Source organism: Mucilaginibacter koreensis (assembly GCF_054783355.1).
This window is the reverse complement of sequence record NZ_BAAGQS010000001.1, coordinates 2,067,842-2,092,531: the sequence shown is the minus strand read 5'-3', so window position 1 is coordinate 2,092,531 and position 24,690 is coordinate 2,067,842. Positions and strand designations below refer to the sequence as shown.

Here is a 24,690-nt window from a genome sequence, read left to right as displayed (position 1 = left end):
TTAATAAATTTGCAAATGCCTGTTGATAAACCTAACGCTAACAAACAATACAGCAATGCCATTAAGTACACCGGTATCGGGTTTCAGATGATTGCCATCATTGGTCTGCTTACCTTTGTCGGTTACGAAATAGATCAGCATTATAACCATACCACCCAATGGGCCACTGCCATATTTGCGCTGGTGGGCGTATTTGCCTCTTTATTTATTACACTTAAATCACTCAAAGATTGATACGTATTTTACTATTATATGTTGTGTGTATGCTGGCTATCGCTCTGCCACCAATTTTAGTGCAATATTATCATACTCCGATTGTCCTGATTCCTCAATTTTGGGTGATGTTTGCCTTTTATGCCGTGCTTACTTTAGTACTGGTGACCACAATTGCCATAGGGCAGGGTTGGGGCGGGGGATCAGGGGCGCAGTTCTTCCTGATATTCACTACTATAAAGCTATTGGCCTGCATGGGCTATGCGCTGTATTACCTCAATACTCACCGCGTAAACAGTATTGAATTTGTGGTGTGTTTTTTTTATCTGTATTTATTAAATACACTATTTGAGATTTACGCCTTATTAACTAACTTGCGGCTCCAAAATAAAACGTAAAAAGCTCTATTTTAATGGATTTTAGCCACATTTTGAACTCAAAAAAAATCACGTTAAGCGTCATTTTAAGCGTTTTTCTGGCTTTTTTCACTTGTAACACTTTCGCTATGCAAGGCGAAAAGGCCGAAGTAAAGGAAAAAAACGCCGAACAAGAGGCTTTTAATCCTACCACTGCCATTTTGGAACACATTGGCGATTCGCATTACTGGCATGTAGGCGGTCAGGTGTCAATCCCGTTGCCTATTATCCTGTTTACAGATAAGGGAACTGAGTTTTTCTCAGCCAAAAACTTCGAGCATGGTAAAAGCAACTACCAGGGTAAGTATTATACTTATACTTTAACCGAAGATAAGGTAAGAGTAGTAAATGCCGAGGGTCAGGTAGACAAAGAAGCGTCAAAGCATATTTATGATTTCTCGATCACTAAAAATGTGATTGCGATGTGGCTGGCGGGTACGCTGCTGCTGATTATCTTTATTGGTGTGGCATCAGCTTATAAAAAACGTGAAGGTAAAGCCCCTAAAGGGTTTCAGTCATTGATTGAGCCGGTTATTGTTTTTGTGCGCGATGAAATTGCGCGCCCTAACATTGGTTACCGTCATCAGCGCTATATGCCGATATTGTTAACCATCTTCTTCTTTATCTGGATCAACAATATCATGGGTTTGATTCCGGTATTCCCGGGAGGTGCTAACGTTACCGGTAACATCCTGTTAACCTTTGTGCTGTCATTCATCGTGTTGCTGGTGGTGAACTTTAGCGGTAATAAATATTACTGGAAACACATTTTGTTGCCTGATGTACCGCTGTGGTTATACCCGATTATGATTCCAGTAGAATTGATTGGTGTGATTTCAAGGCCATTCGCGTTAATGATTCGTTTGTATGCGAACATTTCAGCCGGTCACATTATCGTACTGAGCTTGATTTCACTGATCTTTATTTTCAAAACCCTTTGGATCGCACCTGTATCAGTAGCATTCGTATTGTTTATGGATGTACTGGAAGTGCTGGTGGCTTTTCTGCAGGCGTTCATTTTCACGATGCTGACCGCCTTGTTCATTGGTGCGGCGGTAGAAGAGCATCACCATTAATTAGTAAACAATTATATTATATATTTAACTTTTAAATTTTAACAAACATGACTGGAAGTATTGCTGCATTAGGTGCAGGTTTAGCAGTTATCGGTGCAGGCCTTGGTATTGGCCAGGTTGGTGGTAAAGCAATGGAAGGTATTGCTCGTCAGCCAGAGGCTTCTTCAAGAATCCAAACCGCTATGATTATTGCTGCCGCTCTAATCGAAGGTGTTGCCCTGTTCGGGGTGGTAGTTTCACTGTTAAGCAAGTAATTGCCTCAAAAAAACAAAGCTGGCAGCGGTTGGCGGCCGGCTTTGTTTTGATTAAAAGTTAATTTGAAGATTTTTATTACTCATGGAAGAATTATTTGAAGGTTTATTAAATGATCATTTAGGCTTTGTGGTTTGGTCTACAGTTGCCTTCGTGATTTTGCTGATTTTGTTAGGTAAGTTTGCATGGAAACCTATTATGGGCGCTATTACCGAGCGTGAGCGTTCAATTGAAGATGCGTTATTAAAAGCTGAAGCTGCTAAAGAGGAAATGGCCCGCTTAACCAATGAGAACGAAAGCCTGTTGAAGCAAGCTCGTGCCGAGCGTGACCTGATTTTGAAAGAAGCACGCCAGATGAAAGACCAGATCATTAATGAAGCTAAAAGTGCGGCTAATGAAGAAGGTGCCCGCATGATTGAAAAAGCGAAAATTGAGATTGGCAATCAAAAAGCAGTTGCCCTGGCCGATGTAAAGAACCAGGTGGCTGTACTTTCGGTAGATATTGCAGAGAAGATTTTACGCAAGCAATTTGAAAACCAGCGTGAGCAAGACCTGTTGGTAGCCGATTTATTAAAAGAAGTTAATTTGAAGTAAGATAGATTTTGAATTTCGGATGTTCGATTTAGGATTTTGTATAAATCCGGTTGATCAAAAGCTTAAAAGCAAATCCGAAATCGAATATCCGAAATCCGAAATAAAAAAGAATGTCAGAACTAACTGTTGCATCCCGTTACGCTAAATCACTGATTGATCTTTCTGAAGAGCAAAATACTTTAGAAGAGACCAAGAAGGATATGGAGCTTTTTGTGCAGGTAGTGAAAGCCAATAGTCAGCTGCAGGCTGTATTGCGCAACCCTATCATATCGCACGACAAGAAAGTAAACATCTTAAAAGCACTGTTTGGCGATAAGGTATCTAAAGCTACTGAGGCCTTTTTTGCCATTATGGTTAACAAAAGTCGTGGTGATGTATTGTATTTTACTGCCCAGGAGTTTGTGAACCAGTACAATATCAAAAAGCACATTGTAAAAGCTTCGGTAGTATCGGCAGCACCTTTGAGTGAAGCCAACCGCCTGGCTATTATTGATGAAGTAAAGCAGATTGTTGGCGGCGAGATTGTATTGCAAGTCAAGGTTGACCCGGCACTGATAGGTGGGTTTGTATTAACTGTTGGCGACAGGCAGATTGATACTTCGGTGAGCGGCAGCCTGAAACGATTGAAGAAAGATTTTGCAGAGAATGCAATTTTATAATAGTATACATACTCTTAAAAAATAGATAAAAAAACTATGGTAGAGGTAAGACCAGACGAAGTATCAGCCATTTTGCGTCAGCAACTGGCCGGCTTCAAGTCAGAATCTGAATTAGAAGAAGTAGGTACCGTATTGCAGGTGGGCGATGGTATTGCCCGTGTTTACGGTTTATCTCAAGTACAACTGGGCGAGCTGGTTGAGTTTGACAACGGCCTGAGAGGTATCGTGTTAAACCTGGAAGAAGACAATGTAGGTGTAGTATTGTTAGGCCCAAGCGAAGGTGTTCGTGAAGGTGATACGATTAAGCGTACCAACACCATTGGTTCGGTAAAAGTGGGTGAGGGCATGCTGGGCCGTGTGGTGAACACCTTAGGTCAGCCTATTGACGGTAAAGGTCCTATCACCGGTGAAACTTATGATATGCCTCTGGAGCGTAAAGCGCCAGGCGTAATTTATCGCCAGCCGGTAACCGAGCCGTTGCAAACCGGTATTAAGGCGATTGATGCCATGATTCCGATTGGCCGCGGACAGCGTGAGCTGGTAATTGGTGACCGCCAAACCGGTAAAACTGCGGTTTGTATTGATACCATCATTAACCAAAAAGAATTTTATGATGCCGGCCAGCCGGTGATTTGTATTTATGTAGCCTGCGGTCAGAAAAACTCTACCGTAGCCAACATTGTACGCACACTGGAAGAGAACGGCGCTATGCCATATACCATTATTGTAGCGGCTTCAGCTTCTGATCCTGCTCCAATGCAATTCTTTGCGCCGTTTGCAGGTGCTGCTATCGGCGAGTATTTCCGTGATACCGGCCGCCCGGCACTGATTGTTTATGATGACTTGTCAAAACAAGCAACTGCTTACCGCGAAGTATCTTTGTTACTGCGCCGCCCACCGGGCCGTGAGGCTTACCCTGGTGACGTATTTTACCTGCACAGCCGTTTATTAGAGCGTGCCGCTAAAATTAACGCCAATGATGAGATTGCCCGCGATATGAACGATTTGCCGGAATCTATCAAGCATTTGGTAAAAGGCGGTGGTTCATTAACTGCATTGCCAATTATCGAAACTCAGGCAGGTGACGTATCAGCTTATATTCCAACCAACGTAATCTCGATTACTGATGGTCAGATCTTCCTGGAGTCAAACCTGTTTAACGCAGGTGTGCGTCCGGCAATCAACGTAGGTATTTCGGTATCGCGTGTAGGTGGTAACGCCCAGATCAAATCTATGAAGAAAGTAGCCGGTACTTTAAAGCTTGACCAGGCCCAGTACCGCGAATTGGAGGCTTTCTCTAAATTTGGTTCTGATTTGGATGCTTCTACTAAAAACGTATTGGATAAAGGTGCCCGTAACGTAGAAGTGCTGAAACAAGGTCAGTTCTCACCGGTATCTGTAGAAAAGCAGGTTGCTATCATCTACATTGGTACCAAAAACCTAATGCGTAACGTACCTGTGAATAAAGTACGTGAGTTTGAAGCAGAGTTCACCAGCCAGCTGGAAATGCGTCATCCTGAAACTTTAGCTGCCCTTAAAGCAGGCAAGTTTGATGATAACATCACCGGCGTACTGGAAACTGTAGCTAAAGAGCTGACAGGAAAGTATTAATATTTAGATATGAGATTATAGATGTGAGATATGAGAAATTTTCATGCTCACATCTTTTTAATCAGAACATAAAGGAGTTTAGAGCAGGTGAGTGAGAAGTAATCTCAAATCTCACATCTCAAATCTCACATCTCGTATAATGGCAAATTTAAAAGAAGTAAGAAACCGTATTTCGTCGGTAACGTCAACGCAGCAAATCACCAAGGCCATGAAAATGGTTTCGGCAGCTAAGTTGAAACGGGCTACCAATGCTATCATCCAACTGCGCCCCTATGCTACCAAACTAAAGGAGTTGCTGGCTAACCTTTCGGCCAGTTTAGAGCAGGGTTCATCACCTTATTTGCAGGAACGTGAGCCGATGCGGGTATTGCTGGTGGTAATTACCTCTAACCGTGGTTTGGCCGGTGCTTTCAATACCAATGCCATCAAAACTGCCAACAACCTGATTGCAGGTAAATACAATGCCCAATACAGAGCAGGTAACCTTTCTGTTGTAGCCATTGGCCGTAAAGCGCAGGAGTTTTATCAAAAGCGTGGTTACAACGTAATTGGTAATAACAATGAGGTTTACTCTGATTTGAACTTCAGTACGGTATCGGTAATTACCGAAGAGATTATGCAAGGCTTTGTGGATGGAAAGTATGACCGGGTAGAACTGGTGTACAATCACTTCCGTAACGCTGCGGTACAGATTTTAACTACCGAACAATTATTACCTGTGCCGAAAGCTGAAGAGGTGGAAGCCAAGTCAGCTAAAGCTGCAATCAACTTTTCAGAAAAGGGCAACGTGCAGGTGGATTACATTTTAGAGCCATCTAAAGAAGCTATTGTTGATCAGTTGATCCCTAAAAATATCAAAATACAATTGTATCGTGCTGTGTTGGATTCACATGCTTCTGAGCATGGCGCTCGCATGACGGCGATGGATAAAGCAACAGATAATGCCGGCGAGTTGCTGCGTAACCTGAAGCTATCTTATAACCAGGCACGCCAGGCCGCCATTACTACCGAGCTTACCGAGATTGTAAGCGGTGCCGCAGCCCTGAACGGATAAGCGTTTTAATTTTTACAACTATATCAAGGCTTCCTTAGCAATAGGGGAGCCTTTTTTTGTGTGGTGCACCTACATTTTTCAGCTAGTATTTATCAAAACGTCATTGCGAGGTACAAAGCAATCTTTCTGCACCCTGTCATAATTAAGCGCATAGAGGTTGCTTCGTACCTCGCAATGACGTTTCTCAGGGCTTAATTATTTCTTTTTATTCTTTCGTAACTTTTCAGTTATAAGCTTCTTGCTCAGGTTACTTTATACCATATGCTGATATTAAGATATACATAACCAAATACTTAGTATCATGAGAAAGAAATTATCAATTGTACTAATGCTGACTGCTTTAGTACTGAACGCTTGTAAAAACAGCGGTCGTTATGAACCATTGAGTAATGCAGATACCGCAAGTACTGTTCAAAACACGGATAGTACAACCAGTGAAATCAAGTTAGTGAAAACGGCCGAAATTCGCTTCAAAGTAAAAAATGTGCAGCAAAGCGGTACACAAATAGAAGCCTTAACCAAACGGTACCAGGGTGTGGTAATGCACCACGAAACGGCTACGGAGAATGAACAAAGCCAGGATATTAAACTCAGTAGTGATTCATTGATGCGGGTGTCGGCACAAAATATATCAGCACAAATGTCGGTTAAAGTGCCTTCCGAGCGGCTGGAGGAGTATATGGATCAAGTAGAGAAAATGGGCGTTTACGTCAATCTTCGCCGGATGAACATTGAGGACAGAACGTTCGATTACCTGTCATCAAAGCTCAAACTGCAAAGCCGGACCCAACTCATACAGCAGCAAAAAGCTGGTAAAGTGGTGATCAAAAGCCCGGCGGATGTGCTGTACTTAAAAGATGATATGATTGATGAAAAAATCAATAATTTGAAAGTGAATGATGAGGTTAAATACAGCGTGGTAGATTTAAGTTTTTACCAAAGCAATGTAATTATGAAAGAGATAATAGCTAATGATAATCCTTCTGCTTATCAGTTAGGTTTCTTTAACCGTTTAGCTTTAGCTTTTGAAAACGGTTGGTATTTATTTAAGGAAGCCATACTAGCAATCATGAATTTATGGGCTTGTATTTTAACCGGATTGGTGCTGTGGTATATGGTAAAAATTTATCGCAAAAGAAAATTGGTTGTACAGCCGGTTTAAGTAGAAAACAAATTCGTAAAATCAGTTAAACATTTTTATTTTTGAGGCGTAATTAAATAGCAACACACAAACCATGAACTCTATAGAAAAAGCTAACGAAACCAGTAATTATCTTTTATTAGTCCTGGCCATTATTGTAGGCATCGTGGGCGTGTACTTCCGCTTTATACACGATAGCATGATGTTTTCTTTAATTTCATGGATTATCTTGGTGGTTGGTGTAATCATCGCCTTAAAAGCAGTATTTAAGATTTTACAATAAGCCAACGGGCTTTACCACATAAAAAAAGCGCCTTTTATAAAAGGCGCTTTTTTTATGTGCTTACTTTTCAACCTTCGGCCGATATTTCGATTGGTTTAAAATGGCTTGTGCATCATCCATCGCCATTAATTGCGGCAGGGTAGTATCCGGGTGGCGCTCCATGTATTGCTTTACCATTTGCCAGCCGGTAAATATAGCCAGTTTAGGAGCCGAATCATTGTGCTCGCCCAGGCCGGGAGTAAACGGCGCTTCGCTTAAGTATTTTTGTATTCTGTTATAGTCAGTTTCGTAAAGCAGGTTCTCTTCCAAAAAGTAAGCCCAAGTATCACCTTCGAATTTTTGAGCCCAATCCAGTTGCTGCGGAGTGTAACCTATTTTCAGGCTGTCAGGCGCATCAGGCAATAATTGGTCCATTATGTACATCACTTTACCATTATATACCATACGGCTCAACAGGCTTTTATCTGCATCTGGCTCAGGGAAAATGTTTTCCCGTACGATGGTTTCAACAGTACGCGGAGCAATGTTATCAGGTGTAAAGCGGCGCGAAATGTAATGCGGATAAGCTTCGATAAGTGCCGGATAGAACTTAGACTTTGCCCCCAAAAACAAATCCAGCCCAATGGCAAAATAGCCATCACCAATAGAAGTTTGTGCCTGAAAACCTGAAAAGTAGGCATACACCTTAGGTAAAGATTGTTTAGGGAAATAATATCTGATGTGCCGGAAGGCATCTGTTAATTCTGCATTTTGCTTGTCCATATTAGGGTAAACTGAGTCTACCTCGTGTTTTAAGTCCTGATATGCCTGGCTGTTGAATACATCGTGCAGGGTTTTAAAATAACTGGTATCGCGGGGGCTGCCGGCTTGTAAAATGTGCGATATAAAATCGGTATAAAATACACCATATTTACGTTGCAGGTTTTGCGCTTTGGGGCCAACCGGAGGGTTTTGCAGTTGTGCAAAGTCATGATCGAACCGCTGGATAGTCACATTTACCGGGATGTGGCTTACATCTACCTTGGCATGCCGGTTACAAGCCTGTAAAGCCAGTGCGGTAAGTAAAAATAAATATATTTGCTGAAATCTGTTTTTAAAGCCAAGCGTTGTTAACATAACAACAAAAGTAACAGTTTTTTGTCCGGTTGGATTTTAGCCGGCTTTGATAAGTATCCGCATCATTATGAAAATTGCATTAGCACAGCTCAATTATCACATCGGTAATTTCGAAAAAATAACCGCTAAAATTATTGATACCCTTAACGATGCCAGGCAGCAGGGCGCCGATTTGGTGGTATTTTCCGAACTCTGCATTTGCGGTTATCCGGCCCGGGATTTTTTAGAGTTTAAAGAATTTATTGATGAATGCGAGCAAGCTGCCCGGCAGGTTGCGCAAGCATGCACCGGTATTGCCTGCATTATTGGCGTGCCTACACCTAATAACGATCCGGAAGGTAAAGATCTGCACAACTCGGCTTATTTTATAGCTGATGGCAAAGTACAAGCCGTAGTGAACAAAGCGCTGCTGCCCAATTACGATGTATTTGATGAATACCGGTATTTTGAGCCTGAAACCGAGTTTCAGTGCATAGATTATAAAGGCATCCGCATTGCACTTACTATTTGCGAAGACTTGTGGAACGACATTGAAAACCCGCTGTATGTAACCCGCCCCATGGATAAGCTGATTGAGCAGCAGCCCGATGTAATGATTAATATTGCGGCCTCGCCTTTTGCTTACAACCACGATGAGGAGCGGATTGCCATTTTAGGTGATAATGTGAAACGTTACCAACTGCCGCTGTTTTATGTAAACCATGTAGGTGCCCAAACCGAAATTATTTTTGATGGCGGCTCCATGGCATTTAATGCTGATGGTACGCTGGCTGATGAACTGCCTTACTTTACTGAGCAGGTAACTTATTATGAATTTAATAGGGGCGAAGCCATTAAGCCATTGCAGCCGGTTACCCTGCAGGCACAGCGCCAAAGCGATATTGAACAGATTTATAATGGCCTGGTACTGGGCATTCAGGATTACTTCCGTAAATCCGGTTTTTCAAAGGCTACTTTGGGTTTGTCGGGCGGAATTGACTCCGCTGTGGTGTGTGCACTGGCGGCAGCTGCCCTGGGGCCTGAAAATGTAATGGCTGTATTGCTGCCCTCACGGTATTCCACCGATCACTCTATTAAAGATGCCGAGGATTTGGTAAACAATCTGGGCTGTAAATCTGAAACTATTGCTATCAAATCTATTACCGAAGCTTTTGAAACCGCCCTGCATCCACAGTTTGAAGGGCTGCCGTTTAACATTGCCGAAGAGAATATACAATCGCGCAGCCGCGCTGTATTATTGATGGCCATGTGTAACAAGTTTGGCTATATCCTGCTTAATACTTCTAATAAAAGTGAAGTAGCGGTAGGGTATGGTACCCTGTACGGCGATATGTGCGGCGGTATATCCGTAATTGGCGATGTGTATAAAACTCAGGTATTCGAGCTGGCTAAATATATTAACCGCGAACGTGAGATTATTCCGGAAAATACCATCAGTAAACCACCTTCAGCAGAGTTGCGCCCTGACCAAAAGGATACAGACTCGCTGCCCGAATATGATGTGCTTGACGCTGTGCTGAAGCTTTACCTTGAGCATCGTTACTCTTCAAAAGAAATCATTAAACAAGGATATGATGAAACTACCGTAAGGCGGGTAATTAAACTGGTAAACACAGCTGAACATAAGCGTTATCAAACGCCGCCTATCCTCAGGGTATCGCCCAAAGCTTTCGGCATGGGGCGCAGGATGCCAATTGTAGGCAGATATTTATCTTAATCGGAAACCAAACAGCAGGCTCAATTTTTACGGATTGAGCCTGCTGCGTTAATATGATGATTTTAACATTTTGGGTTGAAACATTTAAAGGCAGATACCTATTGTAATCAGGTAAAGGATGTATTATTTTGCGGCTTAAAAACTAAAAAATATTTTTATTCCTGTTAAACCTTCAGGCATTTCAAAGTCTAATTATATAAGTTTCACAATTCCATGAAAAAATACAGCTATATTTTATTTTTCGCACTGTTGGTTATGGCTTGGTCTTCTTGTACCAGCTACCACTACTACAAGGCCGGGGCCGACCAACTGAATTTACGGCAATACCGCACCTTTGCTTTGGTGCCTACAGGGAATGCCAATACCCGCATGCCGGCTATTAACAGCAGCGTGCCGCATCAATTAAACTATATTAACAACAACAAGTACTACAACAACCCGGTAGCGGCCGAGCGTATCCGTCAGGCTACTGTTGCGGCTTTAACTGCCAAAGGCCTTACCCAGGCCGAAGGCCGCAACGCCGATTTGCTGGTACAGTACTCTACCATGGTTGACCGTGGTAGTCGTCAGGGCTACAGCTATCCGTACTATGGCGGCTTTTATGCTGGCTGGGGTTGGGGTTATGGCTGGCGTCCGTTCTGGGGCGGCTGGGGCTACCCTTACGGTGGTTGGGGTGGCTATGGTTACCCAACAGTAGAACACTTTAAAGAGGGCGTACTTACTGTTGACCTGATTGATGCCCGCACCCGCCGGGTGGTATGGCGTGGTTTTGGTACCGGCGAGCTGAAACGCAATCCGAAAAAGTCGATTGATGAGATACCGAAAGTGATTGAAGGTATGTTTAAGCAATTGCCTGTGACAGTAACAGGCCAGGGCAGTATTTAATTGCCGAGCATTTGTATCAACAAAAAAAGCCAGCTATTTGATAGCTGGCTTTTTTTGTTGATACAAATGATAAACAGCTGGGATTACCGTAATTGTAATCATCACATATACCCAGGTATCTAACGGGCAGGTTTCCACATTTCCTAAAGTAGGGTCGGCATCCTCACAGGGTAAGTCGCCGGGCTGCTGAGCAAAAGTTATACTGGCCAGCAGGATAAATAATAAAGTAAGTGCAAACTTTTTATATTCTCTCATCTCAATTTTCTTCCTCTTATAATTTTATAAATAACCTTCTTCCTAATGATGCTCCTGTGCCTTTATCCGTCACCTCAACTACATAAGAGCCGGGAAGCAGTCGGCTGATATCCTGATTCCAGTCGTTTCCGCTCATTAATTGATTAATTACTGTGTTGCCATTTCCGTTATAAACCCGTACCTGCATCTGGCCATTAAAAGACAGCACATCTTGATTTAAATGGATAGTGATCTGGCTTACTGCAGGGGAGGGGAACACCGTAAAAGCATCATGTGTTGTACTGCTCTTTCCATCAGCACCAAACATTACTGATGCTGTTGCCGAGTAGGTGCTTTTTCCTTCATCATCATTTTGCTGCAAGCGATAGATGTTGATGCCTTTGGTTGGAAAGCGGTCTAAGTAGCTATAATTACCCCGGCCATCAGACTGCAATTGCGAAATGGGAATGAATTGGTTGCTGCCGTCCTGCTTTTGTAAAGTGAAGCCGTAAAAGCTGTATTCATTGTATACTTTCCAGGTAACATTAATACCATCTTTAACTGCGCTGGCTGTTAAATTAACCAGTTCGTAAGCTGGGTATGTTTTTTTGCGTATTACAATTTCAAAACGCCCGGAAGCAAAAGTGGCAGGTATGGTACGGTCAATGTTAAAGTTATACTGCTTGTATCTGCCCAAATCTAAAGAATCCTTTTTGTAGGCATCTTTTAACCATATCTCATATTGCTCGGGTATATTTACAATCTCGGGTGCTTTAAGTGCATACAAGCCGGTAGCGGTAGCACTTGCATTCAGTTTAATATGTTTATCTGTTTTATTAAGTGCAGATACCCAATTGATAGCCAGCAGGGCCTGATCAGACGAAAGTGAAGAAAGCGCAACCGGAGCACCTACACCACCTAAATCTTCCGCATCTTGTTGCGGATTAAAGGCATCTGTTGCTTTCTCGTCCATGCGTATAATAACCTCATCATTATACATGGTATCCTGCTCCAGGCGTAAGCGCAGATATTGAGGTTGATTGCTTGTCTTGATATTTGTTGCATTCATCGCTTTCTGTACAGGGTAACCGGCACCAAAATCACTCAGGCTTTGGGTAGGGGTACTCATCAGTAAAGTGTTATTCGGGTCTGTTGCTGTGGTGGGCTGAGTAGCAACTTTGGCAGCCTCATTAAAAATTAAAGATTTACCCGCACTGGTAGACCTTACCAGGAAGCCTTGCCCGCTGGCAATAATATTGGTTGCATTTCCGGTTCCTATACCAGTACCCGATCCGGTTACCTGGTAGGTATCGTAAGTTTTTTTCAAAGGATCTAATACATAGAAATATGGTGTAGAGCCAAGGCCCGGGCCATAAATTCCTGCCGTACTTACCGTACTGCTAAACGTTAAAAGATTGATAGATGACGCATAAGGGTTACCCGCCAGGAAATAGCCGTTGCTGGTGCCGGTGTATGGCAACCCTATGGTAGCCGGACTGTGCCAGTAAGCTACGTTAACAGGCCCCTGGTTAAGTATGCCGGTATTGCTGTACACTACATCTTCGGGTGGGGTAAGCGGCAGCGCAGTTTTAGAAGCTAAGGAGGTAGAACGGTTACCGGTAAAGTAAAACAGGAAGCCGTTGCCAATGGGTATGGTAACAGTTTCGCTTCCACCGGCTACGGTAGTGTTCAGCACTACGTTTACCTGGTTACTTCCGGAGGTAATTTTAGTAACCCCTTTATATGGGCCGGAATTGAACCCTGCACTGCTTGCTAAATAGTCTTCCCGGTATAAATAAAGTAAAGGGTTGGTATCTTTATCAAAACCATTGGCAGTACCGCCCGGGCCCGTAACATAAGAAGAGGCTTGTAAATAATTAAAGTTATATACGTTGGTGCCGGATGTATTGGTATGTACAGGCGAAGATAACATGCGATACTGGCGCCTGGTAAGCGAGTTGTTACCTTTTACAAAGCGTTCGGCAATTACATTACCGGTAATGCTATAAGTAAGATCATTAATTGCGGCTACATATGCCGTAGAGGTAGCTGTACTTTTTAAAGTTAATGATCCGTTTGCAGCATTGTTGATTACTAAATTACCCTGAGTAAGTTTGAGTGATGTAGTAAGGTTAACATTACCACCTGTAAGGTTAATTGTACCTGGTGTATTACCTCCACCGGTAGTATTATAAGTATTTTTAATTTCTAAATTTCCTAAAGTAGCTGTGCCGCTTACTGTTAAATTTTGTTTCGAATTGGTACCATTGAATATAATGGTGCCACTGGTTGCGGCAAGCGTACCATTAACAGTAAGATCACACCCTACGTTTAAGGTTTGGTTATTGATGGTGTAAGTATTACCGCTGTTGATGGTATAAGCATAAACATTGGTAGTGGTAGGCTGCGAAGCATTGCCGGTTAAAATAAAGCTTTCCTTGCCATTATTTGAGGGTGTAGTGGATACGCCGCTCGGTGAAACCGTAAACGAGATACCATTGCTGGTAGAATATACTACACCGCCTGGAATGCCGGTAACATTGGTTGGATCAGTGCTTAATGTTCCAACTGTAGTAAAAGAGTTGATGTTATTGATATTTCCGTATTCGGCTTTAATCCAGTTATCAGATAAAGTTGTGTTAATTACACGGGCCTCATCCAGGTAACCATTGAAATACTCACCGCCATTGGTAGCATAGCTGCCAAATATAACCGTGCTTGGCGTGCCCGATTGCGGTGCCGTGGTGCTGGTTTGTACCAGCGCGCCATCTACATACAAATTGTTGGTAGTAGGCGTAAATGTATATACCAAATGATGCCAGGTGTTTATAGCAGGCGTAGAGGTACTGGTTACCAACGATGCACCACCTCCGTAATTAACGCTCACCGGTGAATTGGTACCTCTGAAACCCAGTTGGGTGTATGATGAACCGTTTTGCAATACCATCACATTAGCCACACCACTCGGATAGGTTGAGTAATTAACCCATGCCGACATGGTAAGATTTGTACTGAGTGCCGGCAGGCTGGTTGCCGATGGGTTATACACCGTGCCTGAGTTTAACAAAACACCATTGGCTACCAAAGGCGAAGACGGCGAGCTTTGGGTTACCGTACCAGAACCAATAATTAAGTTATTCCCGGTACCGGTAGCATCAGTTAAGGTTGCAGTGGCCGAAGAAGGGGTTTCGTTAAAGTGCCATACACCTTTATAAGCCTGCGGGCTTGTACTTGAAACTAACTGTGCCCAGGTGGCTTGTGAAAAAGCAGCAGTATGGGTAGTTTGGGCAGCAGGCGAACCAAAGTAAAAAAATAAGTTGTTATTTGACTGGTAACTCACGGTAGGAACACGTACCCAAACCAAAAGTATACCATTGGTTTGGTCGTAACTTTCTACCTGGTAGTTAAGCTCTGTAGAAGGTGCTGAAGGGGAAACAAAGGCAAAGTCATATCCGGTAGGCCCGTTAGGAAACTGCACCTTGTTAGCACAGCCGCCCGAAACAACTTTTAAATCATTGCTGGTAATTTTTAACAGTAAGGGGAAATAATTTAAATCGCCGCTCAGGCCCAGGCCGGTTGTATTTAATGTTAGCGGTAAACGGTAAGCATAACTGTTTAAAAACGTAGTCTGCGTTACAGTAATGGTCATGCTTTTAGCGTTGCTTAACGCAGGTGAGCCATTATCTGTAGCGGTAACATTTACCAGGTAAGTATTAGTTCCGGCTGCTGAACCGGGCGAACTATACTGTGGCGCCGTAATAAAACTTAAAGCGCCGGTAGACGAATTAATAGTAAACTTCGCTTGGTCGGCCCCACCTGAAATGCTGTAAGTTAAGGTGGTATTGGCATCCGGGTCGGTGGCTGTTACTACAGCAACAGCGGTAGTACTTTCACTTACAGAAGCCGTAGCTGCCGACGTAATAGTAGGTGCTTCGTTAACATTAGTAACGGCAATAGTAAAGTTTTGAGATGATGTTGTATTGTTATTAGGGTTGGTGGCCACTACAGTAATGGTATGCGATGTATTGGTTTCGTAATCTAGCAGTGTGCCGTTTGCTACGGTTACCGCCCCTGTAAGCGTATTGATCGTAAAACGGCCGCCTGCATCATTACTTAGCGAATACCGGATTGGCGAACCGTAAACTTCAAGCTCGTAAATAGAGTAACCATAGGCGGTTAAGGCGCGGGTAGTGCCGTAAATTCTAACATAGCGGGCAATGCTTGACTGTCCGCTTAAGCCGGTAATATCATTATTCGTTGAAGTGTTCCCGGTTACGCTTTTAATCGTATTAAAACTGGTGCCGTTTGATGAGATCTGAACTTGATAATCTTTGCCATAAGCATTTTCCCACAAAATTCTTACGCGGCTGATGTCGTAAAATCCGCCAAGGTCAACTGTAATTGATTGCGGATCAGAGAAGGCGCTTGACCAACGTGTAGTGGTATTGCCATCCACCGCAGCCGAAGCCGGAAACTGTGCGCCGTTCTCCAATGAGGTTACTGTAACCGTTTTATTTAAAGCCAGGTTGGTTGAATTATAGCCTAATGTTGGATCAGATGAATAAGCGGTTAAGCCTACGGTTGTACCATTGGCAGAATTCTCGGGTACTGAAAGTACAGGAGCAGTGGTATTGATGTTGATTGGCGTAGTAGGAGCGGTAGATGTTGTAATTGTACTTACTGGTCCATAGTTGGTACCTGAACTGTTGATGGCATATGCTCTAATGTAATAAGTGGCTCCTGCGGTTAAGCCGGAAAGTGTACCGGAAAACGTAGTAGCAGTTGTTGCTGAAGTGCCAATTGCAATTTTGCTGTTAGCAGTAGTGGGTGTAGTAGCAGTTGCAGAATATACTACCCCATACTCTGTAACTGTACTACCACCTGTTGCGGTAATACTACCACCCACAGTTGCTGATGTGCTTGAAATATTTGAAGGAGTTGTTGTTGTTACTGTGGCTGGGCCTACAGCTGCAACTGTAGTGATATTATCTGCTCTTACGCCATCAGCGCTAAAACCGGTAATGGTTATTCTGTCAATATTGTTAAAATCTGTATTGGCTGATAAATTTACGGTAGTCTTGGTGGTTGCATTTATAGCTGCACTAACTGCTGTGCCTACAAGTACATTGTCTTTGTAAGCTCTTATACTAACTGTAGCAGTTCCCGAAACGGTTAATAAATCAATCGAGTTAAGTTTAAACTCTCCTCCGGCGTTGGGCACGGCCGTAAGTGTTTGTGAGTTTGCGGCGGTACTGCTTGCACTTTGAATATATGCGGTTTGAACAGTTACGTTCGCATTGCTTCTGTCAAAACTAAGTGTTGCATCATTGCCGGAAAAAACTGCGAATGATACTTGTACAGCATTATAAGTACTGGTGGCTCCGGTTCCGGTACCATAAGTCACAAACTCAAATCCATACCCACCGTCTTGATTAAATGCAGAGCTTGGAACAAAATTTACATAGTTGGTAGGAGAGTTGGTTTGGTTAGAGTTTAAATATTGAAAAGTGACCGTTCCGGGAGGAGGGGATTGAGCAAGTGCAGTTGCTATTGTTGCAATACAAAATATAATACTTACACAAATAAACCGGAGTAACTGTGTTTTCAAATTAATTAGTGCTAAGGGGATGAAAAAGATTTATTTAAAAAAGTTAAATTTTTTCTAAACAAATAACGCACAAGATACGTATAAAGCGCCGAAGCTGGATTTCGGGGCGTTGAAATATATTAAAATTAATATTTAATATTTACTATAAGTAAAATTTATAATCATTAATTAATTATAACTGAGTCTTACTCGCTTTTCCGGCTAATTTTCTCCTCTCACCCATATAGTTTAATCTGTCAGGAAGATCAACCTCATGTCATGATATGGTGCTTGCTTTCATAAACCAGATATTTTTTCCATTTAAACTTGTTTCAGCAACTTATTTGATAAATATTCGTAAAACTTATAGTTGTATGCTATCGCTATCGGTAAAAAGTAAGTACTTTAGTCAGCCAATTTTTCCAACCTGCCTAACTTTAAAACTATTGTATGATTCAATTGCGCCGCATTTCATTATTAAGCTTTTTAGGGGTATGTATTGCGGCAGTAGTCTACGCCCAAAAACCTTTAGTTACAGCCGAGAACAGGAGGGCGTTAAATGAAATATCAGCTCAGGCCAACACCCTTCATCAGGCTGATCAGCAAAAGGCGATAGCCCTGGCCAAACAGCACGGCTGGGTACTGAAAAGAAAAAGCCGGCAAGGTAAGGTCATTAGCCTGCAACAGGTAACACCATTGGGGTTCCCTGTATACGTGCAAACGTATAACAACACAATTTCAGCCGCTACCACCGGTACCAATTCGGTGCAGCCCGGCGGCAGTTTGGGTCTTAATTTATCGGGTTCGAGTACTTTATTGAACGATAAACTGGCTATTTGGGATGGTGGTTCAGTATACGCCGGTCATCAGGAATTTGCCGGAAAAACCATTACCAACCCTGATGGAGTAGGTAGTAACGAACACGCCACACACGTAGCCGGTACCATGGTAGCCAAAGGTGTAGTGCCAGCGGTTAAGGGTATGGCTTTTAATGCCGCAACTTTACTGTCTTATGATTTCGACAACGATGTAGCTGAGATGGGTACGGCAGGTACTAACCTGCTGCTGTCCAACCATTCATACGGCGCTATTGCCGGCTGGAATTACAACAGCGACGAAGGGCACTGGGAATGGTATGGCCTTCCCGGCGATTCTGTAGATTATAAATTTGGTTTTTACAGCAGCTACACCCAAGGGTACGATCGTGTAGCTTATAACGCGCCCTATTACACCATTGTGGTAGCCGCCGGTAACAGCCGTAATGACACCGGCCCCGGCATAGGGGAGAGTTATTATGGCTTTCGCAGCCGTACAGACCAAACACTTGTTAACCAGGGCCCGCGCCCATCGGGTATCAGTAGCAATAATGGGTATGATGTAATTCCTTTGGAGGCTAACGCCAAAAATGTAATTACAGTGGGGGCGGTGCAGGCATTGCCCTTCGGACCGGCAACTCCGGCTGATGTGGTGATTGGTAGCTACAGCAGTTGGGGCCCAACAGATGATGGGCGCATCAAACCTGATTTGGTTGGCAATGGGGACAATGTATTATCTACCGATAATAGTGGTCCGACTGATTATTTAACTTTATCGGGCACATCTATGTCGGCCCCAAATATTACCGGTTCGCTTTACTTGCTGCAGGAGTATTATGCTCAAAAAAACAGCAACAATTTTATGCGCTCGGCTACGCTTAAGGCACTGGCCTGCCATACCGCTTTTGATGGCGGCAATATAGGCCCCGATTACATTTATGGCTGGGGCCTGCTGGATATGCGCCGCGCCGCCCAGGCGATTACCGATAACGGTACCAAGAGTTTGATTTTGGAAAATACCCTTCAACAGGGGCAGCCGCAAACCATCCAGGTAACCGCTTCAGGCAGCGGCGTATTGGCCGCCACCCTGGCCTGGACAGATCCTGAAGGTACCATAACCCCTGATGGCACTATTAACGACCGCAGCCCAAAACTGGTGAATGATTTAGATATACGCATCAGCAATGGCAGCGGCACGCTGTTGCCCTGGGTGCTGAACCCTGAGCAGCCGGGCGTGGCAGCCACCAAGGGCGACAACATCAGGGACAATATTGAACAAATTATAGTAGATGGTGCAACGCCCGGAAAAACGTATACAATTATTGTCTCAAACAAGCAAACATTACAATCAGGCAGTCAGCCGTATTCGCTGATTGTTACAGGTTCGGGTGGCAGCCCGTATTGTGGCTCGGCCCCTGTCTCCAGCGCTGATTCAAAAATTACCGGCTTTTCATTAGCCAATATCAATACCACGTCGGCCGACGGGTGCACGGCGTATACTGACAATACATCACTCACCGCACAATTGGAACAGGGCAAAACTTATCCACTCATCCTGAGCCTGGGTACCTGCGGGACGAATAATAATAAAATTGCAAAAGTGTACGTCGATTGGAACTCCAACGGCAACTTCACCGATGCCGGAGAATTAGTAGCTACAACTGGTGTTATTAACAGTACAGGTACGTTTACCGCCAACGTTACTGTACCGGTTACTGTTACACCGGGTAATTACTCGCTGATGCGGGTGGTGCTGGTAGAAACATCCAACGCAAACGAGGTTACACCTTGTGCAAATTATGCCAAAGGCGAAACTCAGGATTATCGTGTGCAATTCGTAAAGACTGCCATTGATGCTGGTGTGATTGATATCAATGATGCCGTAGTGAGCGGTACCTGTGCAGGGCGTACCAATGTAACTGTTACCTTGAAAAACTTTGGCACTAATGTACTAACCTCTGTTCCGGTAACTGTGAGGGTAAGTATGCCTAACGGTTCAACGGTGACTTTGAGTGGTACCTACACCGGTAGCTTAGCCCCTAATGCCGAAGATGACTATACTTTAACCAATACGTTCAATACCGTGGCGGGAGCCACATACACGGTTACGGCTACCACCACCCTGGCGGGCGATGCTATTGCGGCCAACAACCAGTTTAGCATAAATTATGTAACGGGTAACAACCCGGCACCAGCTGGTTTGGCGGCTTATTATTGCAACAACAGCAACCAATACCTGCTTACCGGCGCTGCCGACGGGCAACTGCTATGGTATGCCAACGCTAATGATGTTACACCTATTGCTATTGGGGCTAACTCCGCTACAACCTTGGCACCGGTAAATAATACTTTTTATGCAGGTGTAAATGATTTTAATGCCACTGTGGGGCCAGCCACTAAAAATGTATTTAGCGGAGGCGGCTATAACCAATATACGCCCGGTGTAATTGTAAGCACGCAGATACCTTTAATCATACAAAGCGCCCGCCTGTACGTGGGTAATTCAGGACGTGTTCGGTTTACGGTAACCAATGCAAGCGGATTGGTGGTATCTACCACTACTATTGCTGTAACCGCTACCCGCAGTACGCCGGGCGCAGGTGCGCAACCTGATGATCTTAATGATCAGGGTGCTGTATATCAACTTAATTTATCGCTGCCGGCAGCGGGCAACTATACTATTAATGTGGCTTACCTCAACGGGGCTACCCTGTACCGCAGTAATGCTGGCGTAACCGGCTATCCGTTTGCTGCCGGCTCTGTTTTCCGTATTTCGGGTAATACAGGGAGTGCAGGGGCTGCAGCAGCTTATTATTATTTTTACAATATGCAGGTAGCCAGCAGTGGCTGCGCTTCGCTGGCCCGTGTGCCGGTTGCTGTTACACGCCCTGCTATCAGTTTAAACGGAAATGTACTTACGTCAAATGTTACTACTGGTAACCAGTGGTACTTAAACGGTAAGGCTATCGCTGGTGCTACCGGGCAAACTTATACACCGCAGGTGAGCGGTAGTTACCAATTGCAAATTACACTGGCAGGTGGTTGTACCTTAAATTCCGAAGTATTTGTTTACATCAAACCCGGCGAAGCCAGTGGCAACTGGGCCGATATCAACCTGTCGGTTTTCCCGGTGCCGGCCAGTACGCAGCTCACAGTAGCGCTTACAGCGCCCGAAGCTGGTCAGCTGAACATTTCATTGGTAAACACAGCGGGGCAAACCGTTTATTCTAATGCTGCTGCGGTGGCCGCAGGTAATTATATCGGCTCGTTCGGGGTAGCCAACATCAAGGCAGGTACTTATATACTTAAAATACAATTGGGTACGAAAGTATATAGCAGCAAAGTGATTATTACAAAATAAACGAATGAGGAGGGAGTAGGGTGAAGCAGTAATTGCACAAGCAGATGGTTGTTAAAGCACATTTCCGCTTCACCCTTTCCTCATGTAATTCTTATTTGAACGTATATTTTAATCCCAAGCCTGGGGCAATATCAAAAAAGGGTCCGGTAGCCAGCTCTACACGTGGGTTTAAATCCAAGCTGATACCAATGGGCGAATCAGGAATTACATACTCCAAACCAATAACACCATCAGCACCTAACAATACCGTGCTGTTATGATAATTGTAGTCGTCTCCGTTATAGCGTTTATAAGTACCGCTGCCTACACCGCCTACGTGTGCACCTCCACCGTAGTAAAATTTAAGGTCTTTAACATTAAAGGCAGTTTGATGAATTTCATACAAGCCGGTAACCACTACGCCATGAGAGCGAAAACCCAGCACACCTTCTATGGCAGCGCCTTCGTTCAAAAAGTATTTTCCGGCAATGCCGTTTTCATAGCCGCCAAACTTTAAGCCGGCAGCAGCCTGATATTGCGCTTTTACGGTGGTGGAAATACATAATGCTGCAATCAGCAACGTGAATAAGTAGGTAAATTTCTTCATGCTTTTTAATGCTTGATTTTGGTAAATAACGTACAAATAGCAAAATTCGGTACGGCTGGTAGGACTAAAATGCCCGCTTTTGGTTTAGCCGACTGAAAATGAATGCTTTTTATTTTAGATTTTTTATTGAGTGCCGGGGCATTTTAGTGAAAAGTACACCAGAACGCTTAAATTGGCTTCATGAAACTTCAGTGGTTAAAATGGGGTGTTAATACAGTTGCAGTTATAGCAATAAATGCGCTGCTTACAATGCAGGCATCAGCACAGGTTACAGCAGAGCCGGGCGCTCATAATGGTATGGTGGTCTGTGCCTATCCGGATGCTGCACAGGCAGGTTTAACCATATTAAAAAAGGGTGGTAATGCCGTTGATGCCGCGGTAGCTGTACAGTTTGCGCTGGCAGTAACCTTGCCCGAAGCGGGTAATGTTGGAGGAGGTGGTTTTATGGTGTACCGTTCGGCCAAAGGGCAAACCAACACGCTCGATTACCGGGAAAAGGCCCCGGCCGCGGCCAGCGCGAACATGTACCTGGATGATAAAGGCAACGTTATACCTAATCAAAGCTTATATACCCATCAGGCTTCTGGTGTACCGGGCTCTGTGGATGGTATGGTGGAGGCGCATCGTAAATACGGTAAGCTGCCCTGGGCAACACTTGTGCAACCCGCTATTGATCTGGCCCGCAACGGGTTTAAGATTACAGCCCGCCTGGCTGCCGATTTAAACCATAATCAAGCTGATTTCAAACGCCTGAATCCCGGCAAGGGCTACTTTATAAAAGAAACACCCTGGCAAGCCGGTGATATATTGGTGCAAGCCGATTTAGCTAACACGCTTCAACTCATCAGCACAAAGGGGCGGGCTGGTTTTTATGAGGGCCGGGTGGCAAATGCCCTGGTAGCCGAAATGAAAAGCGGTAATGGGTTGATGACTTTAACCGATCTGAAAAACTATCATTCGGTGTGGCGCAAAGCCATTGTGGGTAAGTACAAGCAGTATAAGGTGATTACCATGCCCCCGCCATCAAGCGGCGGTATTGCTCTTTTGCAATTGCTGCAATCGGTTGAAAAGTACCCTTTGCACCGCTGGGGGTACAATACAGATTCTACTGTGCAGCTTATTACCGAAGCTGAACGCCGGGTATATGCAGATCGCTCTAAGTATCTGGGCGACCCTGATTTTTTCAAGGTTCCGGTGGATAGCTTGTTAAGACCATCGTATACCGCTTCGCGCATGAGCAACTTTACCTGGGCACAGGCCACCCCAAGCTCGGTTATACAGCCGGGCAGTTTTGTAGGGTACGAAAGCGACCAAACTACTCATTATTCTATTGTGGATAAGGAGGGAAATGCTGTGTCTATTACTACTACGCTTAACGGCTCATTTGGCTCCAAAATAGTGGTAAAAGGTGCCGGTTTTTTGTTGAATAACGAAATGGACGATTTTAGCTCGAAGCCCGGCAGCCCCAACATGTATGGCCTGGTAGGTGGTAAAGCTAATAGCATACAGCCTGGCAAGCGCATGTTATCTTCCATGACGCCTACCATACTGGAAAAAAACGGACATCTGTTTATGGTAGTAGGTACACCCGGCGGTTCCACCATTATCACTTCGGTTTTCCAAACCATACTTGATGTGATTGAATTTGACATGAACATACAGCAGGCCGTAGCCGCCAAACGCTTTCATCACCAATGGCTGCCCGATGAAGTACATACCGAACTTGGTGCACTGCAGCCGCAAGTCAAAACCGTGTTGGAACAAAAAGGCTACAAGATAAGAGAAGGCGGGGGTATTGGCAGGGTAGATGCGATTTTGAAAACGGCAAAGGGTTACGAGGGCGGAGCCGATCCGAGGGGAGATGATACGAAAGCGGGTTGGTAACCTAAATGTTCTTGATTATCATATTTTACTGAAATAGCCGTTATTGCCTTTGCATAATAAGTTCTGATTTTTAAAGCTGAGATATTATTATTATGCTTGCATAGTAGATGAAGCACCAGGAAACGATAGATTATTTTTTAAAAGTGGTATGGCAAACTATGGCCAACCGGTACAACCAATTGGTGGTAGAACATGGGATCACCCAATCCATTGGCTATCTTTTAATTAATATTGACGAAAAGGAGGGCACCACCGTTTCGCAGGTAGCGGCCTTGCTGGGCTTAAAGTCAACCAGCTTGTCGCGCATGCTAAGCCAGCTGGAGCAAATGGGTTTAATTTACCGGGAATCAAACCAGGGCGATAAGCGCTCGGTTAAAGTATATTTAACCGAAATGGGGCGCGAAAAACGGCGTATGGCCCGCCGTGTGGTTAAAGAGTTCAATAATTATCTGAATGAGCACATCAGCGAAAAAGATAAAAACTACCTCATTAATCTGCTTAAAAAACTCAATCAGCTTACGCTGGATTATAAACCCGAAAATTTATAAGCTTTTATCTTCGCTTTTAATATCATTTTATTGCTCTTCTTACGTTATCCAACCGGGCTAAGCCTTTTTATGTGTTAAAAAATGTTAAGCTGCTTGTTTTGATGGATAAAACAATAAATTTGCCGTTTCAAAAAAAGTTGATGCGCAGGCTGTTATATATACTGGTGTTAAGTGCTTTGTTTTTTGCAGGCTGCAAAAAAGATGGTAGCATAGCCAACCAGGCAAAAGCGCAGGCAGCCATAGATGATCAAATTATTACCGATTACCTGGCTGCCAACAAGCTGGCCGGTAGTTTTACCAAAGCTATTGCCGATAGTAGCGGCCTGTGGTACAGCGTAACTAACCCCGGTACTGAAAAGGCGTTGTATAGTACTTCAACCCGCATTACGGTTGGTTATACCGGGCGGGTGCTTGGCTCAATGGGTAACCCCTTTGTTAAAACAGACACCTTTCACCCTTCTTTTAGTATTGGGGAAACCATTAAGGCCTGGAGCCAGTGCATTCCAAAATCGCAGGTGGGAAAGAATGGAACCATTCGTATCATTACGGCTTCGCGCTATGCTTATGGGCCGTATGACCAATTGCAAACCTTGGGCCTGCGGGCCAATTCAGTACTCGATTTTGAGATCACTGTATATGATATTATTAATTAAGACTC

Annotated in this window: 20 protein-coding genes; 16 read left to right on the top strand and 4 right to left on the bottom strand. The window is 44.0% G+C overall.

Features of this window, described 5'->3' with window-relative positions:
- Positions 1-15: 15 nt before the first annotated feature.
- The 10 genes from ACYVNW_RS09520 (at position 16) to ACYVNW_RS09475 (ending at position 7,299) form a co-directional block, all read left to right on the top strand.
- Positions 16-234, top strand: a complete 219-nt coding sequence (locus ACYVNW_RS09520) for an AtpZ/AtpI family protein (RefSeq protein ID WP_460679624.1) — start codon at positions 16-18, stop codon at positions 232-234.
- Between the two features lie 29 nt (positions 235-263).
- Positions 264-611, top strand: coding sequence for a hypothetical protein (locus ACYVNW_RS09515; protein ID WP_460679623.1), 348 nt, complete (start codon positions 264-266; stop codon positions 609-611).
- Positions 612-718: 107 nt separating this feature from the next.
- Positions 719-1,705: a F0F1 ATP synthase subunit A gene (gene atpB, locus ACYVNW_RS09510; RefSeq protein WP_460679622.1), complete on the top strand. Its 987-nt coding sequence runs from the start codon at positions 719-721 to the stop codon at positions 1,703-1,705.
- 47 nt (positions 1,706-1,752) lie between these two features.
- Positions 1,753-1,959, top strand: a complete 207-nt coding sequence (gene atpE / locus ACYVNW_RS09505) for an ATP synthase F0 subunit C (protein ID WP_460679621.1) — start codon at positions 1,753-1,755, stop codon at positions 1,957-1,959.
- Between the two features lie 82 nt (positions 1,960-2,041).
- The gene (gene atpF, locus ACYVNW_RS09500) at positions 2,042-2,551 is read left to right on the top strand and encodes a F0F1 ATP synthase subunit B (RefSeq protein WP_460679620.1); all 510 of its coding nucleotides are present in this window, start codon (positions 2,042-2,044) and stop codon (positions 2,549-2,551) included.
- A 110-nt stretch (positions 2,552-2,661) separates the two neighbouring features.
- On the top strand, positions 2,662-3,210 hold the full coding sequence (gene atpH, locus ACYVNW_RS09495) for an ATP synthase F1 subunit delta (protein ID WP_460679619.1): 549 nt from the start codon (positions 2,662-2,664) through the stop codon (positions 3,208-3,210).
- Between the two features lie 36 nt (positions 3,211-3,246).
- Positions 3,247-4,821: a F0F1 ATP synthase subunit alpha gene (atpA, locus tag ACYVNW_RS09490; RefSeq protein ID WP_460679618.1), complete on the top strand. Its 1,575-nt coding sequence runs from the start codon at positions 3,247-3,249 to the stop codon at positions 4,819-4,821.
- Positions 4,822-4,960: 139 nt separating this feature from the next.
- Positions 4,961-5,875 carry an ATP synthase F1 subunit gamma gene (gene atpG, locus ACYVNW_RS09485; protein ID WP_460679617.1) on the top strand — a complete coding sequence of 305 codons (915 nt, stop codon included), beginning with the start codon at positions 4,961-4,963 and terminating at the stop codon, positions 5,873-5,875.
- Between the two features lie 301 nt (positions 5,876-6,176).
- Positions 6,177-7,037 (top strand): DUF4349 domain-containing protein, encoded by an 861-nt coding sequence (locus ACYVNW_RS09480; protein WP_460679616.1) that lies wholly within the window; start codon positions 6,177-6,179, stop codon positions 7,035-7,037.
- 73 nt (positions 7,038-7,110) lie between these two features.
- On the top strand, positions 7,111-7,299 hold the full coding sequence (locus ACYVNW_RS09475; protein WP_460679615.1) for a hypothetical protein: 189 nt from the start codon (positions 7,111-7,113) through the stop codon (positions 7,297-7,299).
- A 60-nt stretch (positions 7,300-7,359) separates the two neighbouring features.
- Here ACYVNW_RS09475 and gldB read toward each other — a convergent pair whose 3' ends face one another.
- The gene (gene gldB / locus ACYVNW_RS09470) at positions 7,360-8,415 is read right to left on the bottom strand and encodes a gliding motility lipoprotein GldB (protein WP_460679614.1); all 1,056 of its coding nucleotides are present in this window, start codon (positions 8,413-8,415) and stop codon (positions 7,360-7,362) included.
- A gap of 67 nt (positions 8,416-8,482) precedes the next feature.
- Here gldB and ACYVNW_RS09465 point away from each other — a divergent pair, with 67 nt between their 5' ends.
- Together ACYVNW_RS09465 and ACYVNW_RS09460 are read left to right on the top strand one after the other, a co-directional pair.
- Positions 8,483-10,132: an NAD+ synthase gene (locus ACYVNW_RS09465; protein WP_460679613.1), complete on the top strand. Its 1,650-nt coding sequence runs from the start codon at positions 8,483-8,485 to the stop codon at positions 10,130-10,132.
- A 213-nt stretch (positions 10,133-10,345) separates the two neighbouring features.
- Complete coding sequence (locus ACYVNW_RS09460) at positions 10,346-11,017, top strand: DUF4136 domain-containing protein (protein WP_460679612.1); 672 nt, start codon at positions 10,346-10,348, stop codon at positions 11,015-11,017.
- 33 nt (positions 11,018-11,050) lie between these two features.
- On the opposite strand, the gene ACYVNW_RS09455 is transcribed toward ACYVNW_RS09460, so the two are convergent.
- Both ACYVNW_RS09455 and ACYVNW_RS09450 read right to left on the bottom strand, forming a co-directional pair.
- Positions 11,051-11,272: a hypothetical protein gene (locus tag ACYVNW_RS09455; RefSeq protein ID WP_460679611.1), complete on the bottom strand. Its 222-nt coding sequence runs from the start codon at positions 11,270-11,272 to the stop codon at positions 11,051-11,053.
- Between the two features lie 16 nt (positions 11,273-11,288).
- On the bottom strand, positions 11,289-16,859 hold the full coding sequence (locus ACYVNW_RS09450) for a DUF2341 domain-containing protein (RefSeq protein WP_460679610.1): 5,571 nt from the start codon (positions 16,857-16,859) through the stop codon (positions 11,289-11,291).
- 429 nt (positions 16,860-17,288) lie between these two features.
- Between ACYVNW_RS09450 and ACYVNW_RS09445 the strand changes: the two genes are divergently transcribed.
- On the top strand, positions 17,289-21,014 hold the full coding sequence (locus ACYVNW_RS09445) for a S8 family serine peptidase (RefSeq protein WP_460679609.1): 3,726 nt from the start codon (positions 17,289-17,291) through the stop codon (positions 21,012-21,014).
- A gap of 91 nt (positions 21,015-21,105) precedes the next feature.
- Here the strand turns inward: ACYVNW_RS09445 and ACYVNW_RS09440 are convergent, their stop codons facing one another.
- Positions 21,106-21,600: a hypothetical protein gene (locus tag ACYVNW_RS09440; protein ID WP_460679608.1), complete on the bottom strand. Its 495-nt coding sequence runs from the start codon at positions 21,598-21,600 to the stop codon at positions 21,106-21,108.
- Positions 21,601-21,780: 180 nt separating this feature from the next.
- On the opposite strand from ACYVNW_RS09440, the gene ggt reads away from it, so the two are divergent.
- The 3 genes from ggt to ACYVNW_RS09425 all read left to right on the top strand — a co-directional run bounded on the left by ggt (position 21,781) and on the right by ACYVNW_RS09425 (position 24,685).
- The gene (ggt, locus tag ACYVNW_RS09435) at positions 21,781-23,484 is read left to right on the top strand and encodes a gamma-glutamyltransferase (RefSeq protein WP_460679607.1); all 1,704 of its coding nucleotides are present in this window, start codon (positions 21,781-21,783) and stop codon (positions 23,482-23,484) included.
- Between the two features lie 107 nt (positions 23,485-23,591).
- Entirely contained in the window at positions 23,592-24,032 is a 441-nt protein-coding gene (locus ACYVNW_RS09430; protein ID WP_460679606.1) for a MarR family winged helix-turn-helix transcriptional regulator, read from the top strand.
- Between the two features lie 101 nt (positions 24,033-24,133).
- Positions 24,134-24,685 (top strand): FKBP-type peptidyl-prolyl cis-trans isomerase, encoded by a 552-nt coding sequence (locus tag ACYVNW_RS09425; protein ID WP_460679605.1) that lies wholly within the window; start codon positions 24,134-24,136, stop codon positions 24,683-24,685.
- Positions 24,686-24,690: the final 5 nt, after the last annotated feature.

Coding starts and splice junctions, on each gene's coding strand:
- ACYVNW_RS09520 (WP_460679624.1), top strand. CDS start 16: ATGCCTGTTGATAAACCTAACGCTAACAAACAATACAGCAATGCCATT.
- ACYVNW_RS09515 (WP_460679623.1), top strand. CDS start 264: ATGCTGGCTATCGCTCTGCCACCAATTTTAGTGCAATATTATCATACT.
- atpB (WP_460679622.1), top strand. CDS start 719: ATGCAAGGCGAAAAGGCCGAAGTAAAGGAAAAAAACGCCGAACAAGAG.
- atpE (WP_460679621.1), top strand. CDS start 1,753: ATGACTGGAAGTATTGCTGCATTAGGTGCAGGTTTAGCAGTTATCGGT.
- atpF (WP_460679620.1), top strand. CDS start 2,042: ATGGAAGAATTATTTGAAGGTTTATTAAATGATCATTTAGGCTTTGTG.
- atpH (WP_460679619.1), top strand. CDS start 2,662: ATGTCAGAACTAACTGTTGCATCCCGTTACGCTAAATCACTGATTGAT.
- atpA (WP_460679618.1), top strand. CDS start 3,247: ATGGTAGAGGTAAGACCAGACGAAGTATCAGCCATTTTGCGTCAGCAA.
- atpG (WP_460679617.1), top strand. CDS start 4,961: ATGGCAAATTTAAAAGAAGTAAGAAACCGTATTTCGTCGGTAACGTCA.
- ACYVNW_RS09480 (WP_460679616.1), top strand. CDS start 6,177: ATGAGAAAGAAATTATCAATTGTACTAATGCTGACTGCTTTAGTACTG.
- ACYVNW_RS09475 (WP_460679615.1), top strand. CDS start 7,111: ATGAACTCTATAGAAAAAGCTAACGAAACCAGTAATTATCTTTTATTA.
- gldB (WP_460679614.1), bottom strand. CDS start 8,415: ATGTTAACAACGCTTGGCTTTAAAAACAGATTTCAGCAAATATATTTA.
- ACYVNW_RS09465 (WP_460679613.1), top strand. CDS start 8,483: ATGAAAATTGCATTAGCACAGCTCAATTATCACATCGGTAATTTCGAA.
- ACYVNW_RS09460 (WP_460679612.1), top strand. CDS start 10,346: ATGAAAAAATACAGCTATATTTTATTTTTCGCACTGTTGGTTATGGCT.
- ACYVNW_RS09455 (WP_460679611.1), bottom strand. CDS start 11,272: ATGAGAGAATATAAAAAGTTTGCACTTACTTTATTATTTATCCTGCTG.
- ACYVNW_RS09445 (WP_460679609.1), top strand. CDS start 17,289: ATGATTCAATTGCGCCGCATTTCATTATTAAGCTTTTTAGGGGTATGT.
- ACYVNW_RS09440 (WP_460679608.1), bottom strand. CDS start 21,600: ATGAAGAAATTTACCTACTTATTCACGTTGCTGATTGCAGCATTATGT.
- ggt (WP_460679607.1), top strand. CDS start 21,781: ATGAAACTTCAGTGGTTAAAATGGGGTGTTAATACAGTTGCAGTTATA.
- ACYVNW_RS09430 (WP_460679606.1), top strand. CDS start 23,592: ATGAAGCACCAGGAAACGATAGATTATTTTTTAAAAGTGGTATGGCAA.
- ACYVNW_RS09425 (WP_460679605.1), top strand. CDS start 24,134: ATGGATAAAACAATAAATTTGCCGTTTCAAAAAAAGTTGATGCGCAGG.